Genomic DNA, 13838 nt, shown 5'->3' with positions numbered 1-13838 from the left:
TGTTATGCGGTAGATACGGCCAATGCGTCGGCATTGACTGTGTAGTCGGGATTTTGTCCTGTCAGGACCTTGGCCACTTGCGTAGCCGCGGTAACCCGCGCTGCGTGTATTGATTCCTCGGAATAGTAGGCGGCATGTGGTGTTACGAGGACGTTGGGCAGTGTGAACAACGGGTTGTCATCAGGCGTCCAGTTGGCGCGCTTGGCTGGCTCTTCTTCGGGGTCGTCGAGCCCTGCAGCAGCCAGATGGCCTTCGGTCAGCGCCCGGAACAGGGCTTTGTTGTCGACCGTTGGTCCGCGTCCAGTGTTCACGAGTATCGCACCGGGTTTCATGACCGAGAATTCGGCATCCGACAAAAAGTGATGCGTGTTCGGAGTCATCGGCGCCTGCATCAGGATATAGTCGGACCTTGCCAGCAATTCAGGCTTGCTCACCAGCTCGACCCCAATCTTTGCCGCGACTTCTCTTGGCAAATACGGATCGTAGGCGATGACCGTAACTCCGAAAGATTGCGCCCGCGCTACGATGGCTTGCCCTATTTTTCCCAGCGAGACGACACCCATCGTCCGCCCACGCAACCGATAGACCGGCTGCCCGCTTTGCCACTGCCAGACCCCTGCATGAGTGGCCCGATCATAGTCGGGCAACTTGCGCGCCAAGGTCAGCCAAAGGGCAATCGCGTGATCGGCAACTTCCTCGGTGCAATAGTTTTGCACGTTGGTAACGAGGATGCCTTGTTCCGTTGCTGTGCCGACATCCACGATATCTACGCCTACGCCATAACGCGCGATGACCTCGCAGTTCCGCATCCGCGTAATCGTTTCCTTCCCGATCCGGGCATATTGGTTCATCATCGCTGCGCAATGCGGCGCGAGATCAAACAGGTCTTCCTGGCGCTTGGCCTGAAGCGCGATCACCTCGGCTCCTGCGGCTTCCAGGATTTCCGTCTCAACGGCAACATCACCAAAGTCGTAATCGGTTATCACAACCTTGGGTTTGTCCGTTCTGGGGGGAAAGTCGACGCGATCAGTCATAAGCACCCGCCGAATAGGTCAATTCGTACGAGTGGCTGTAGAGCTCGAAGATGTTGCCAAACGGGTCTTCCATATAGACCATGCGATAAGGCTTTTCACCTGGGTAATACTTGCGCACTTGGCTCATGCGCTGGCGTCCGCCCAGGTCTTCGATAACCTTGATGCGACCTTCCAGATCCTCGTCCTGTACGCAGAAATGAAACAAGCCACGCCGCCAATATTCAAACGGGCGTTCTTCTTCGACGGTCTTCGGGAACTCAAACAATTCGATGCCAACACCGTCGCCCATTGACAAGTGCGCGATACGGAAGCTTCCCCAACCTTCCCCAAACACATCGTCGCACATCTGACCGATGGCGCTTTCGTCATGCAGGATTTCAGTTGGTTCCATCAGCACGTACAGGCCGAATGCTTTGGAATAAAACTCCACGGCTTTTTCCAGGTCGGGAACTGTGATGCCAATGTGAGAGAAAGTAAGAGCGGCCATAGCAGGCTCCTCCAGTTAGCAGTTAAAGAATATTGCGAACGATGCCGCCTTCGATCCGATGCGCAGAACCATTGGAGGCTGTGCTTGCAGAGATCGTGACGATCATGCGGGCGACTTCGTCTGGTTGGACAAAGCGTTGTATGAGCGATGTGGGCTCATCTGATTTGAAGTAATTGTCTACGATCGCGTCGAGCGGCTCACCCTTTTGATCGGCGAGGCCGTCAAAATAGGCTTCGACACCTTCGGTCCAGGTTGGACCAGGCAGGATCGAGTTAACCCGGACTTTTGTCCCCTTTGTCAATTCTGCCATGCCGCGTGTTAGACCTAACATGGCAGTTTTAGTGACAGAATAGTGCACCATCTGAGGTAGTGGTTTCACTGCCGCTTCGCTGGCCATGTTGATGATAGATCCCTTATCCCGGCCAAGCATGTCAGGCAGGAAAATTCGGCTCATCCGAACGGCGGACAGGACATTGATGTTGAAGTAATGCATCCAGTCGTCATCCGTGAGATCCTCAAACGGCTTAACCGAAAAGATGCCGACATTATTCACCAGAACGTCTACGGCACCGCGAGCTCGCGCAAAATCCGCTAGTGTTTCTGCATCTGGGGTCTTGGTTAGGTCGGCCGCAATGCCCTCAACGTCGCCCAAAGATGATAGGTCGTCGACGCAGTCGGACACTTCCGCCTCGGTCAGGCCATGCACGATGACCCGCGCGCCCTCTTCCAGGTAGACCCGGGCAGTGGCTTTGCCGATGCCGGAACCTGAGCCAGTCACCAGAACCAGCTTATTTTTGAGCCCCAGATCCATCTCAGGCCTCCTTCTTAACGTTAGATGACTGCTGCGATGAAGGGCGACCGAACATTCGACCCATCAAGCCCGAAATTTCCGCGCGCCACATGTCTATGCCGACGGCCAACAGAATGATCAGGCCCAGCACGATGTTCTGAACCGAAGATGGCGCAGCGTTCAGGTTCAAACCATTCTGGACGATAACGATTGTCATCGCCCCCATCAGCGTGGCGAGGATGTTGCCGCGGCCGCCTGCAAGGCTGGCTCCGCCAACTACAGCAGCGGCAATGGCCTGCAGTTCCAGCGTCTGGCCATAGTTGGGTGAACCAGAGTTGAGGCGCGCTGACATCAGGATCGCACCAACCGCAGTCATGAAACCTGCGATGACAAATGTCGTCGTCTGAACTTTACGTACGTTGATGCCCGTCAGAACGGCAGCGGCTGGGTTGCCACCCACGGCATAGATCTCACGGCCGAGTTTCGTGAAGTTCATAGTGAACGCGGCAAGGACGTAGAAGAACACGAGGTAGAAGAAAGGCATCGGAACGCCGAACAGCTTGCCGTAAAATATTGGCTCCAGCGCCGGATCCAGCGAAAAGATCGGCGATCCATTGTTGAAGGTCAGCGCAAGGCCCCTGAAGGCAATCAACGCTGCCAATGTTGTGATGAAAGACGGGATACGCCCGTAGGCTGTTATCAGCCCAATGAACAGACCAAGCAATCCGCCCATGAGAAGAATGAGTGGCAATGCCAGTACCAATGGAATGCCAACAAATTTCAACATCTGCGCAAGGATCATGGTCAGCAACGCCACCATAGACCCGGAACTCAGATCGATGCCCGCAGCGAAGATCACGATAGTAGACCCGATTGCGATCAAGGCCACGATGCTTACCTGTAGGGACAGGTTTGAAAGGTTACCCGGGTTCAGGAAGCGTTCCGTCGTAAGTGCCACGATCAATGCGACGATCACCATTGCTGCAAATGGTCCGATCAACTGGGTGTCAAAGATCCGCTTCATGCGAAAGCCTCCTTAGGCTTGGATTGAGGAGTGTCGGCGGATGCGCGCACAAGGTCGTCATGAGTAAGGTCGGATGCATCGACCGTGCGCACTATCGTTCCGTGCTGCACGACGGCAATTCGATCGCTCATCGCAAGCAACTCATCATGGTCTGAACTGATCAGAATGATCGATTTTCCCGCCCGCGTGAGCCTGTTAATCAGCTTGTAAACAGCGATCTTAGCGCCGATATCGATCCCTTGTGTCGGTTCATCAAGGATCAGGATGTCAGAAGCTGAGAACAGCCAACGTGCAATCACGATCTTCTGCTGATTACCACCAGACAAGAAGTTGACCGTCTTTTCCTCAGCTTGGGTCGAGATTTCCAAATCGCGGATCAGGTCATGGGTGGCTTGCTCTTCCGCCTTGAGATTCAACACGCCGAACCGACTAAGCCCGCCGAGGGAGGCTGCGGTTACGTTCCCGCTTGCGCGGAAATTGAAGAACAACCCGTCAAACTTTCGGTTCTCTGGAACAAGAGCCAAACCCGCACGGATCGCATCAATTTCCCGGCGAAAGCGAACCGGTTTGCCGTTCAGTGATATCTGCCCGGCGGTTAGCTCATCTGTCCCGAATAGGGCGCGGGCAATCTCTGTGCGGCCACTGCCCAATACACCACCCAAGCCCAGAACTTCACCCCGGTGCAACGAGAACGATACATCTTTCACGCCCGAATTGGTGCCCAGACCTGCCGCTTCCAGCACAACATCCTTGGTCGCGTTCTGCTCCTTGGGATAGTGCTCACCAATGTCCTCACCGACCATTGCGCTGACAATTTCAGAGACGTTGATCTTGGTCTCGCCACTTGCACGCACAACACAGCCGTTGCGCAGGATCGTCACTTCATCAACGATCCGTTCAACCTCATCCAGCCTGTGCGACACATAGAGAATAGCGGTTCCGCGTTCACGCATATTGCGCAGTAACTGGTGCAGGCGTTCAATTTCATCTTCACCCAATGCCGCCGTTGGCTCATCCAGGATGATCATGCGGGCGTCCATCGCGACGGCTTTCGCGATCTCGACCAGTTGTTGCTCGCCTACCGATAGCGAGCCGGTGATCGTTTCGGGAGAAACATCGACATCCATTTCCGCCAAAACGCGCGCGGCTTCGTTGTGGACCTTGGCCCAGTCGATCACGCCAAAGCGGGACCGAGGCATATTGCCAAGGAAGATGTTTTCGCCAACCGACAAGGTGGGCACGATAGAGAATTCCTGAAAAACTGTTGCGACGCCCAGTTCACGTGCCGCCTGCGGGTCGCTGATCGTGACCGGCTTGCCATTGTGCAGGATTTGACCGCTATCGGGTTGCTGCACGCCGGACAGTGTCTTGATCATAGTCGACTTGCCACAGCCGTTTTCACCCAGCAGCCCATGAATGGAACCGGGCATAAGCCGGATACTGACCTTGTCATTCGCCAGTACCCCAGGATAGGCCTTGGTGATATCGACAAACTCCCAAAGTGGCGTTGCGGGTGTCATTGCGATTGCCTCGACAAAAGTGAAACTCGGTCGGTTTGCGACCCGGCAGCACGCGCACGCGCCACCGGGAAGCGGGGAGAAAGCTCAGTACTCTTTGGACGGCTGCGGGAAGAGCTTTTCTGGCTCTTGCAGCACGTTGATCGCACCGTCTTTGTCTTCAATTGATGTGGGCGTTTCGATCCAGCCGCCGGGATAGGACCCGTTGAGCGCATCAATGGTTGCGTGCATAGCCGCCTTACCCATCAAAAACGGTGAGGTGTTGACGGTTGCCGTGATGTTGCCAGCCGCAATTTCTTCAAGGCCGGACGTGTCGCCATCGTTACCCAAAAGAACGATGTCATTGCGGCCAAGTGCCTTCGCAGCAAAGGACGCCCCGATGATCATGTAGTCGTTCGCCGCGAAGATCATGTCGAGATCGGGGTTCGACTGCAGGATGTCCATACCAGCAGTGTTGCCGCCCTCAACGTTCCATTTACCGTCGATAGACACCACAACGTCGAAGTTTTCGTTGCCCTCGATACCATCGAGGAAGCCACCCACACGCTCGGTTGAGTGATAGCCAGGCTGCCCTTCGATAATGCCGACCTTCAACGGTTTATCGCCATAAGTCTCAATGGCCCAGTCAGCGATAGCATGCGTGCCGTTGCGCTGAGAGTACCCGACAACGCCATGAATGGGTGTCGGGAAGTTCGGAATGTCCGAGTTGATCATCAGAACTGCCATGCCCTTGTCGACGGCCTGCTTCAGCAGTGGTGCCGCAGCAAATTCATCGTGTGTTCCAAAGATTATCGCATCCACGTCCTGCGTCAGCACATCCTGGATCATGCCCATTTGGCCGTTGATGTCCGCACCGGACTGGGGCGCAAGCATGAACACTTCGACCCCGGCCTCAGCAGCAACCGCTTTGATGCCTTCACCGATGGCGATGTAGTAGTTGAACTCGGTCGCCGGCGGCATATACGCGATCCGGAACGTTTCGTTCTTGGGTTCTATCGCATCAATCGGCGCTTGTGCCCCGTCCTCAAGTGGAACCGGCGCTGGATAATTTTCCGCCAGAGCGACCGTTGCCAGCGTGGCGAACCCTGCGGCAAGCGTAGTGGTCATTAGCGTTTTCAACATAGTTTTCTCCTCCAGAATTTCGTTGGTTATCCTTTGAATGGCGCGTCGATCACGCCACGAACGCCGGGTTTCACAGCAAAGAGGCCGCCGGATTCCGGTTCTTTTGTTAAAGTTGCTTCGTCACTCATCAGCCTTGAGGTCGTGATGAACAGCGTGTCGAGATCAGGGCCACCAAAAGCGCAACAGGTGGGCTTCCAGACAGGCACCTCGATCACGCGATCTATCGTGCCGTCAGGTGCGACTCGAACAATGCGATGGCCTTCCCATTCGGCGTTCCAGACACCCCCTTCGGCATCAACACAGGACCCATCAGGCAAGCCAGGTTCATCATTAAAAGAAGCGTGCTGCCGAGGGTTCGAAACGGTTCCACTGCGGGTGTCGTAATCAAATGCGACGATTTCCCGATCCGGGGTATCGGCGAAGAACATCGTCTCACCGTCGGACGTAAAGCAAGTCGAATTGGCGCAAGACACTCCTTCGATAATCGTCCGTACACTCAAATCCTCATCCACGCAGATGACCGACGAGTCGGCGTTACCAGAAACTTCATTCATGCCTCCGACAATCAATCGCCCCTGGCGATCGGTTCGCCCGTCGTTCAGCCGTGTTTCTGGGTTGTTCGGCTCGAATCGTGCTACGAGGGTTTGCTCGCTATTCGGCGAATCGAACAAGACAACTCGATCCGCATAAGCAACAATCAGACCGCCAGACGCGCGCGGCGCGAAGCAACACACGCGCTCCGGCATCTCATGAGAGGCGGTGTCTGACGTTGCAGGATCAAATGACCAAAGCGCACAGCCTTCAATATCGGTCCACCAGACAAGACCATCGGCGGGATTCCAGAAAATCCCTTCCCCGTGCTGGTTCTTACAATCGACGACCAACTCTGCGCGCACTTTTTGATCTCCCAAATACATTCTGATATCTGATATACCAGCTTGCCTAATCTGGTGTATCAGATATCTTGCATCTGGCAACACCTTTTTTTGGAGATATCCTCAGATGGCGCTTGAGAGACCCAAGTCTTTGCGTGAACTCGCACTGGAACATTTGCGGAATAGTATTATCGATGGCTCCCTGAAAATGGGTCAGGTTTTGTCGGAGCGAAAAATCTCCGAAGAGCTGGGCGTATCAAAATCGCCAGTACGCGAAGCACTCGCTCAATTACGTGACGAAGGGTTGGTCAGTATCGAGCCTCAAAAAGGCGCACGCGTTTTTTCGCTGTCTGAGCCGGAAGTGACTCAGATCTGCGATTTCAGACAGGCTATCGAAACTGCCGCCTTTGAACTTGCGTTGTTGCGGAACCCGGAAGGTCTTGCCAGCGACATGCAGCGTGTCGTGAAGGACATGGAGAAGGAACGCAGGCGAGGTAATGAAAAGGGCTACCTTTCACTGGATACCAAATTTCATCAGTTGATTTTTGAACATGCCGGTAACGATTATCTGACGGCCAGCTATACACGCTACATCGGTAAGATTGCCGCATTGCGAACCCATTTGGCGAAGCTGCCACAGCATACTGAGCTCTCCTTCGACGAGCATTCGAAAATCGCTATTGCCGTTCGCGAAGGTGACATGGCCAAAATCAAATCTCTTCTCACAGCGCATATTGACCGCACCAGACAAGCCTACAAAAGCGCCGCCATCGTCCTCGAAGGAGCGACCGCATCCTAGCAAAAACGTAGCTTCGTTGTGACGGGGGCGGGCCAGAACGGCGCCGCCCCTTTCTTTTGGGCACCTCACGGTCTTTTCTTTTTCAGTTGACATCTGAGATATCAGATGCCAATCAAAAGACGGGAGGAAGCTTGTATGACGCCAGCAATGAAACCTGACTCACCGGGGCTACAGCCACTGATCCAGCTGGATCGGGTTGGCAAAAGCTTCGGCACGAACATTGTTTTGGATGGCGTCGACTTTGAATTGAGACCCGGCGAAGTTCACGCGCTATGCGGGGAAAACGGCGCCGGAAAATCCACCTGTCTCGACCTGTTTTATGGACTTCACCAACCTTCTGCTGGGCGTATCCTGTGCGACGGCAAGGAACAGCGGGTCGAAAGCCCGTCGCATGCGCAATCCCTGGGCATCGGCTGTGTTTTCCAAGAGCTCAGCCTCGCTGGCGCGCTCTCTGTTGCAGAAAACATCTACGCGGGCCGCGTACCCACCCGGTTCGGCGTTGTTGACTGGCCCGAACTGCGCCGCCGAGCGGAGGCGTTGCTGGCGGAATTCGGTCTGGATATCGACGTCTCAACACCCGTGGAAAACTTGCCGATCAGCTCCCGCCAGATTGTTGAAATCGCCAAGGCTCTGTCGTTGAATTCCCGCGTCCTTTTGCTGGATGAACCGACATCGGCATTGGCACCCGACGAAGTAGACGCACTATTCGAAGTCCTAAAGTCCCTGACAAAGAAAGGGATTGGCATCGTCTATGTCAGCCACCATATGGCCGAGATTTTCCAGATCTCGGATCGCATTACCGTTTTGCGAGATGGGCGCCACATCAGCACTTTACCGGTTTCGGAAACTTCTCAGGAACAAGTCGTCGCCGAGATGATCGGCGGCGCTCACCCCGGTGATGTCACGCGGTCAGGTAAGGTTAACGGCGAAGAGGTTTTGCATGTCCAAGAATTAACCCATCCAAATGAATTCGAAGACATTTCTTTCTCCATTAAAGCCGGAGAGATTGTAGGGATGGCAGGGTTGATGGGCGCTCGCCGCAGCGAGATTGTTCGATCGATTGTCGGGTTGATGCATGGCGCGACCGGGGAGATCAGACTGCACGGCAAGCCTGTTAACTTTGCGTCCTTGCGGCAGGCGATGCGTGCTGGGGTCGGGTTTGTTCCCGAGGAACGCAAGACTGAAGGCCTCTTTCTGGAACAATCACTCAGCGACAACCTGATCGCGGCCAGTCTTTCCGATCATGCGTCTGCTGGGTTCATGCGTTCGGGCTCGATCAAAGCAGCCAGCCAAACAGCCATTGACGCATTCAGTGTCAAAACCAGCGGGATTAACGAACTTGTTGGTGATCTCTCAGGGGGCAATCAGCAAAAGATTATGTTGGCCAAGTGGCTCAAACGCGCGCCAGCTCTTCTGATCATTGAGGAGCCCACAAAAGGGGTCGATGTCGGAGCCAAATTCCAAATCCACACGGAACTTTTGCGTCGAGCAGCCGAGGGAATGGCCATCCTCGTCGTGTCATCCGATTTTCCCGAACTGGTCTCTCTCTCGACCCGCATCCTTGTCGTCCACGACGGTCGCCTCATGGGAGACATCGCAGCCGCTGAGGCAACCGAAACCACGCTTCTTCAAATGGCCGCTGGAAATTCCATTCCAATTGTGGACGCACCCCAAACCAATCAATCAGGAGTCGCGACGTGACCATGACCGCTCAAGCCAACTTGCCCATGAAGCGTCCGCTGCTGCGCCGTGTTCTACAAGCTTTTGTCGATATTCGTGAACTGACGCTGATCGTTCTGATCGCCGCCATCATCATCGTGATGTCCAACGTTAATCCCTATTTCCTCAGCTTCTCGAACTTTCGAGCCGTGGCCGTGGGCATGGCCCCCACCGCGATCATCGTGATCGGTATGGCGATCCTACTTGCATCCGGCGGGTTCGATCTTTCCGTTGGATCGGTTATGGCTTTGTCTTCTACCGTCGTAGCCATGCTGCTTTTGACTGGCATGCCAATTCCGCTCGCTGTGGTATGCGGATTAGTGTTGGGTGGAATTGTCGGGGTAGTGAACGGTTTGCTCGTGACCGGCCTCGGGATCAATCCGCTTATCGCGACCCTCGGCACGATGTCGATCGCGCGAGGCATCGCTCTTGTCCTGACCGAAGGTTTTTCTGTCTCAAGCCTGCCGGCATCATTTGCCTGGATCGGCAAAGCTGACATAGGCGGCTTTCCGGTAATCGTCTTGTTCACCATTCTGCTCGTCGTTCTGTTTGACCTGGCCGTCCGCCATACGCGCTTTTTCCGTCAGGTCTATTTCATCGGCGCCAATGAAAAGGCCGCGATGTTGTCAGGCATCCATGTCACACGCGTACGTATCATTCTGTACGCACTGACCGGTATTCTGGCTGCTTTGGCGGGTGTATTGCTGGCCTCCCGCCTGATGAGCGGCACGCCCACGGCAGGAAACGGTATCGAACTTCAGGTTCTGGCAGCGGCTGTCATCGGTGGCGCATCTCTACGCGGCGGCGAAGGTACTATTCTTGGTGCTTTCCTCGGCGTCGTTTTCGTTGCGTTGATCAACAACACTATGACGATGCTGGCTGTATCGATCTACTGGCAGATGATCGTCATCGGTGGTGTACTCGTTACAGCGGTCGCCTTGGACATGCTGATCCGAAGCAAACGGGGCTAATCCCGAAGCTTTCCAAAACTCAACAACAACCAAAGATCCAAAACAGGGAGACTACGATGACTGAATTGAACGTGAATCGGCGCAGGCTGCTGACAGCGGGCACCACCGCTGGATTGGCCGCAGCGTTCGGACTGCCCATGCTGTCCAAAGAAGCCATGGCGCAAGCGGCCGGCAAGGAGTATGTGTTCCTGTCCATCGTCACGCAGGTGCCGTTCTGGGTGGACTATCGAAATGCAATGGAAGACCTTGAGGAACTGATGGGCATCAAGGCCACATTCACGGGCCCCTTGGATTTCGACACGGCCGCACAAGCACGCCAATTGGATGAACTGATCGCAAGACGTCCCGCAGGCATCCTTATCTTCCCCGGTGATCCGGCCACTCTGGCCCCCGGCGTCGAACGTGCGGTCGAGGCGGGCATTCCGGTCACATGTTGTATTGGCGATATTCCCGACAGCCCCCGGTCCACATTCCTTGGTATCAATGGCGTTCAGGCAGGACGTGTCGGCGGCGAAATGCTCGCGCAAGCGATTGGCGGGAAAGGCAAGGTTATCCTCGGCACTTTCCCTGCCCCCTCCACATTGGAGCGGGTCGAGGGGTACAAACAAATCTTTGCTGAGAAATACCCGGATATCGAAGTGGTCGACGTCGTCAACGATAAGGCCGACCCTTCCTATGCGCCGACAGCCTACCTTCAGGCAATTCAGGCGAACCCGGATATTGTTGGAATTGGCGGCACGGACGGCGACAGCGGCAAAGGCGCTGCAATTGCCGTCAATGAGGCGGGACGCAAGGACATAAAGATCGTCGCGATGGACCGAAATGATGATATGCTTCCCTATATCGAAGACGGCACAATTCACGGCGCTGTGGCACAGAAATCCTATCTTGAGATCTTTCTAGCCTTCCACATGATGCATTGGCAGAACACAGACGCGCTGAAGGTCTTGCCCGATTGGAAGGCGGCTGGCATCAACCCTTTGCCGGAGCGCGTTGAGACCGGGGTTATGCCGATTACGGCCGAAAACGTCGTCCAGTTCAAACACACCTAAGCGATTGTCCCGGCGCATTCGATCGCGCCGGGAACCCGATAGGAGGGGGTACATGTCGGACAGATGGAGCGTTCTTCACCTGCAGCAAAACGATCTGCAACTGACACTCCTGCCCGGCATCGGGGGCCGCCTATGGGATATAAACTTCCAAGGTCGCTCCCTCCTATTTCAGAACGCAGATCTCGACGGTTCGGATGTCGATGACACACGGCTTACTGATCTGCCCACACGCTCTCCACAATTTGGTTTTCCGCTCTGGGGCGGAGAGAAGACGTGGATCGCCCCAGATGCATCCTGGGTAAACGGCGCTCCGTTTCCCGTGTTGGACAGCGGCTCTTACCAGATCACTTCAAGAAGCAGCACTCGTATCGACATGACCAGCGCAGTATGCCCGACCTCGCACTTGTCAGTGTCGCGCCGCATCACGCTGACCTCGGCGGAAAGCTGGGAAATAGAACACATCGTGGTCAACCATGGGACCTCCTCTCGCCTCACCGGCATTTGGTCAGTCATGATGCTTAACACCACTGCCAAGATCGGTGTCGAGTTGGAAGACCCCGCGTTTTATCCTGTTTTTGGCTCTTCCGAAGGGATGATAGCTACGCACGGCAAAAGCATTGTCGTGGATTGCAACAGACAGCAGGAATTCAAGGTCGGGCTACCGAACCCCAACGGTCGTACATTGATACGGTGCGGCGCTGATGCCCCGTTGCTAATGTGCTCGGTACCAGAACCTCAAAAGGGCGATCAATTTGCACACGACTATCCGTTTGAGGTCTTTAATTCAGCCGATTACGCCTATTGCGAAGCGGAGTGGCACTCCCCGGCACGCAAGCTTGCACCAAATGAAACGCTGAGTTTTCGGCAGACGTTCCGCGTCTTGACGGATGAAGATGCAACCCAAATGCCATTGGGGCTCACAAACAACAAGGAGTTCCTGTCATGCATGTCCTGATTACAGGCGCTGGTGGGCATCTCGGCCGCAAACTTTTTGACGCGCTAGAAAGCGACCCCGACTACACCGTTTCTGGCATCGACATTCGCCCCGTTGATCATCCCGACATTCACACCGCAGACCTGTCCGACGACAGCAGTTGGGTCAGTTTGCTAAAGGGAGTGGACGTTATCGTGCATCTAGCTGGTGACCGAGAGCCCTCCGCCACTTGGGCCTCCGCGATCAAACACAATATGGATGCAACGCTTTCTCTCTATCACCATGCGGCAGCCATGGGCGTCAGCCGCGTGGTTCTTGCCAGCTCCAACTGGGTTCACGGCGACAAAAGGTTCACGCATGAGGTGCTCAACAGCGCGACACCACCAGGGCCAGTAAACGCCTACGGCATGTCAAAGTTATTCTGTGAACGGACAGGGGCCTATTTCGCCGAGCATCACGGACTGTCGGTCATCTGCTTGCGCATCGGCTGGACGCAATGGACTCACGGCAACCAACCCGGCACACACATGGCGATGGGCCGGTGGGGTCAGGAAATGTGGTTGAGTGATCGGGACTTTCTTGGCGGAATGCGCGCCGCAATAGATGCCAAGGATATTTCCTTCGCAGCCCTGAACCTAATGTCAGATAACCCAGGTATGCGCTGGGATATCACCGAAACGCGGCAAGCGATTGGCTACTCTCCAAAGAACGGAAGCCCCGCGAAAACAACAGTGGGCATTGTCTTAAGATCCACGCTGAAACGGCTGTTTACAGACCGACTCCCCAGCTACGTCACGACACGTTTTCCAGATTGGTAAAGTACAAGGTCCGGGCACTGTTGTTGCGTTGTGCAATCATTTTCAGAAACCTCGCAACGAAGTAAGCGCTGAACAGGTCAGCGTTGTCCGCTTTGCATTCGACGGAGAGCGACAGAACGAGCGCCAGATATCGCAGCCGTTGGATGATTGATAGCACGGAAACGAACCGCGAACGTCGCTGTATGGGTATAATGAGAAGCGATCTCTGGTTGAGTGGTCAACTGCCCTGCGGACGAGACGAACCAGCACTTCAATCCGCCGGATAGCAGCCGTTGATACTGTGCACGGAAAAAGAAAACATCGCACTCGGCTGGGCCGCTATTGCACGCTCGTTCGAGAAGTAGCCCTATAAACTGCTTTTGCCTTCTTCTCGACATAAGCAAGATGACATTTCGAAAGTCCGCATTGGGCTCAATGCGGCCATAAGACGCCCTTATTCCAATGTCCGCTATGTGGCGGACCGCTGCCCTAAAAGATCGCCGCATCGAAAGAACTGTCACCAAATTCCGCCTTCTAAAGCTCCCACTCCTCGGCCTCCAATCGGAACCCTTCCGCGAGAGTAGGATCAATTTCTGGAAGGAATTTCAGAGACTAGCGCGCCCGGGTACGCTCTATTTTGCATGCTGCAACGCAAAACGCCTCCACTGGTGACTCTTGGTTCGTTGACGACACCATTTGCTTCCTCTATGCAAGAGG

At 55.0% G+C, this 13838-nt stretch carries 13 protein-coding genes; 6 read left to right on the top strand and 7 right to left on the bottom strand.

Annotation, left to right across the window (positions count from 1 at the left end; genetic code table 11):
- Positions 1-2 precede the first annotated feature (2 nt).
- From D1823_RS00705 to D1823_RS00675, 7 genes are all read right to left on the bottom strand, one after another.
- On the bottom strand, positions 3-1034 hold the full coding sequence (locus D1823_RS00705; RefSeq protein WP_117868128.1) for a C-terminal binding protein: 1032 nt from the start codon (positions 1032-1034) through the stop codon (positions 3-5).
- Positions 1027-1521 carry a lactoylglutathione lyase family protein gene (locus D1823_RS00700; RefSeq protein ID WP_108861949.1) on the bottom strand — a complete coding sequence of 165 codons (495 nt, stop codon included), beginning with the start codon at positions 1519-1521 and terminating at the stop codon, positions 1027-1029. Before D1823_RS00700 ends, D1823_RS00705 begins: the two co-directional genes overlap by 8 nt.
- Before the next feature lie 22 nt (positions 1522-1543).
- Complete coding sequence (locus tag D1823_RS00695) at positions 1544-2332, bottom strand: SDR family NAD(P)-dependent oxidoreductase (RefSeq protein WP_117868126.1); 789 nt, start codon at positions 2330-2332, stop codon at positions 1544-1546.
- A gap of 1 nt (position 2333) precedes the next feature.
- Positions 2334-3335, bottom strand: a complete 1002-nt coding sequence (locus D1823_RS00690) for an ABC transporter permease (protein WP_050606102.1) — start codon at positions 3333-3335, stop codon at positions 2334-2336.
- Positions 3332-4855, bottom strand: a complete 1524-nt coding sequence (locus D1823_RS00685; protein WP_117868124.1) for a sugar ABC transporter ATP-binding protein — start codon at positions 4853-4855, stop codon at positions 3332-3334. Before D1823_RS00685 ends, D1823_RS00690 begins: the two co-directional genes overlap by 4 nt.
- Before the next feature lie 84 nt (positions 4856-4939).
- Entirely contained in the window at positions 4940-5974 is a 1035-nt protein-coding gene (locus D1823_RS00680; protein ID WP_117868122.1) for a sugar ABC transporter substrate-binding protein, read from the bottom strand.
- 26 nt (positions 5975-6000) lie between these two features.
- Positions 6001-6870 carry an SMP-30/gluconolactonase/LRE family protein gene (locus D1823_RS00675; RefSeq protein ID WP_117872579.1) on the bottom strand — a complete coding sequence of 290 codons (870 nt, stop codon included), beginning with the start codon at positions 6868-6870 and terminating at the stop codon, positions 6001-6003.
- A 106-nt stretch (positions 6871-6976) separates the two neighbouring features.
- Here D1823_RS00675 and D1823_RS00670 point away from each other — a divergent pair, with 106 nt between their 5' ends.
- The 6 genes from D1823_RS00670 to D1823_RS00645 all read left to right on the top strand — a co-directional run bounded on the left by D1823_RS00670 (position 6977) and on the right by D1823_RS00645 (position 13142).
- Positions 6977-7648 carry a GntR family transcriptional regulator gene (locus tag D1823_RS00670; RefSeq protein ID WP_117868120.1) on the top strand — a complete coding sequence of 224 codons (672 nt, stop codon included), beginning with the start codon at positions 6977-6979 and terminating at the stop codon, positions 7646-7648.
- A gap of 147 nt (positions 7649-7795) precedes the next feature.
- The gene (locus D1823_RS00665; RefSeq protein ID WP_254683764.1) at positions 7796-9349 is read left to right on the top strand and encodes a sugar ABC transporter ATP-binding protein; all 1554 of its coding nucleotides are present in this window, start codon (positions 7796-7798) and stop codon (positions 9347-9349) included.
- Between the two features lie 2 nt (positions 9350-9351).
- Positions 9352-10338: an ABC transporter permease gene (locus tag D1823_RS00660; protein WP_174818509.1), complete on the top strand. Its 987-nt coding sequence runs from the start codon at positions 9352-9354 to the stop codon at positions 10336-10338.
- A 56-nt stretch (positions 10339-10394) separates the two neighbouring features.
- Entirely contained in the window at positions 10395-11390 is a 996-nt protein-coding gene (locus D1823_RS00655) for a substrate-binding domain-containing protein (RefSeq protein ID WP_010437236.1), read from the top strand.
- Positions 11391-11442: 52 nt separating this feature from the next.
- The gene (locus D1823_RS00650) at positions 11443-12345 is read left to right on the top strand and encodes a hypothetical protein (RefSeq protein WP_117868116.1); all 903 of its coding nucleotides are present in this window, start codon (positions 11443-11445) and stop codon (positions 12343-12345) included.
- Positions 12333-13142 carry an NAD(P)-dependent oxidoreductase gene (locus tag D1823_RS00645; RefSeq protein ID WP_117868114.1) on the top strand — a complete coding sequence of 270 codons (810 nt, stop codon included), beginning with the start codon at positions 12333-12335 and terminating at the stop codon, positions 13140-13142. Before D1823_RS00650 ends, D1823_RS00645 begins: the two co-directional genes overlap by 13 nt.
- Positions 13143-13838 lie beyond the last annotated feature (696 nt).

This window comes from Ruegeria sp. AD91A, from assembly GCF_003443535.1.
Classification (GTDB): Bacteria; Pseudomonadota; Alphaproteobacteria; order Rhodobacterales; family Rhodobacteraceae; genus Ruegeria.
The sequence above is the reverse complement of the archived record's forward strand: the minus strand, read 5'-3'. Positions and strand labels throughout refer to the sequence as shown.

What these genes read in the sequence shown, in the direction of transcription:
- D1823_RS00705 (WP_117868128.1), bottom strand. Translation starts at nt 1,034, where the DNA reads ATGACTGATCGCGTCGACTTTCCCCCCAGAACGGACAAACCCAAGGTT.
- D1823_RS00700 (WP_108861949.1), bottom strand. Translation starts at nt 1,521, where the DNA reads ATGGCCGCTCTTACTTTCTCTCACATTGGCATCACAGTTCCCGACCTG.
- D1823_RS00695 (WP_117868126.1), bottom strand. Translation starts at nt 2,332, where the DNA reads ATGGATCTGGGGCTCAAAAATAAGCTGGTTCTGGTGACTGGCTCAGGT.
- D1823_RS00690 (WP_050606102.1), bottom strand. Translation starts at nt 3,335, where the DNA reads ATGAAGCGGATCTTTGACACCCAGTTGATCGGACCATTTGCAGCAATG.
- D1823_RS00685 (WP_117868124.1), bottom strand. Translation starts at nt 4,855, where the DNA reads ATGACACCCGCAACGCCACTTTGGGAGTTTGTCGATATCACCAAGGCC.
- D1823_RS00680 (WP_117868122.1), bottom strand. Translation starts at nt 5,974, where the DNA reads ATGTTGAAAACGCTAATGACCACTACGCTTGCCGCAGGGTTCGCCACG.
- D1823_RS00670 (WP_117868120.1), top strand. Translation starts at nt 6,977, where the DNA reads ATGGCGCTTGAGAGACCCAAGTCTTTGCGTGAACTCGCACTGGAACAT.
- D1823_RS00665 (WP_254683764.1), top strand. Translation starts at nt 7,796, where the DNA reads ATGAAACCTGACTCACCGGGGCTACAGCCACTGATCCAGCTGGATCGG.
- D1823_RS00660 (WP_174818509.1), top strand. Translation starts at nt 9,352, where the DNA reads ATGACCGCTCAAGCCAACTTGCCCATGAAGCGTCCGCTGCTGCGCCGT.
- D1823_RS00655 (WP_010437236.1), top strand. Translation starts at nt 10,395, where the DNA reads ATGACTGAATTGAACGTGAATCGGCGCAGGCTGCTGACAGCGGGCACC.
- D1823_RS00650 (WP_117868116.1), top strand. Translation starts at nt 11,443, where the DNA reads ATGTCGGACAGATGGAGCGTTCTTCACCTGCAGCAAAACGATCTGCAA.
- D1823_RS00645 (WP_117868114.1), top strand. Translation starts at nt 12,333, where the DNA reads ATGCATGTCCTGATTACAGGCGCTGGTGGGCATCTCGGCCGCAAACTT.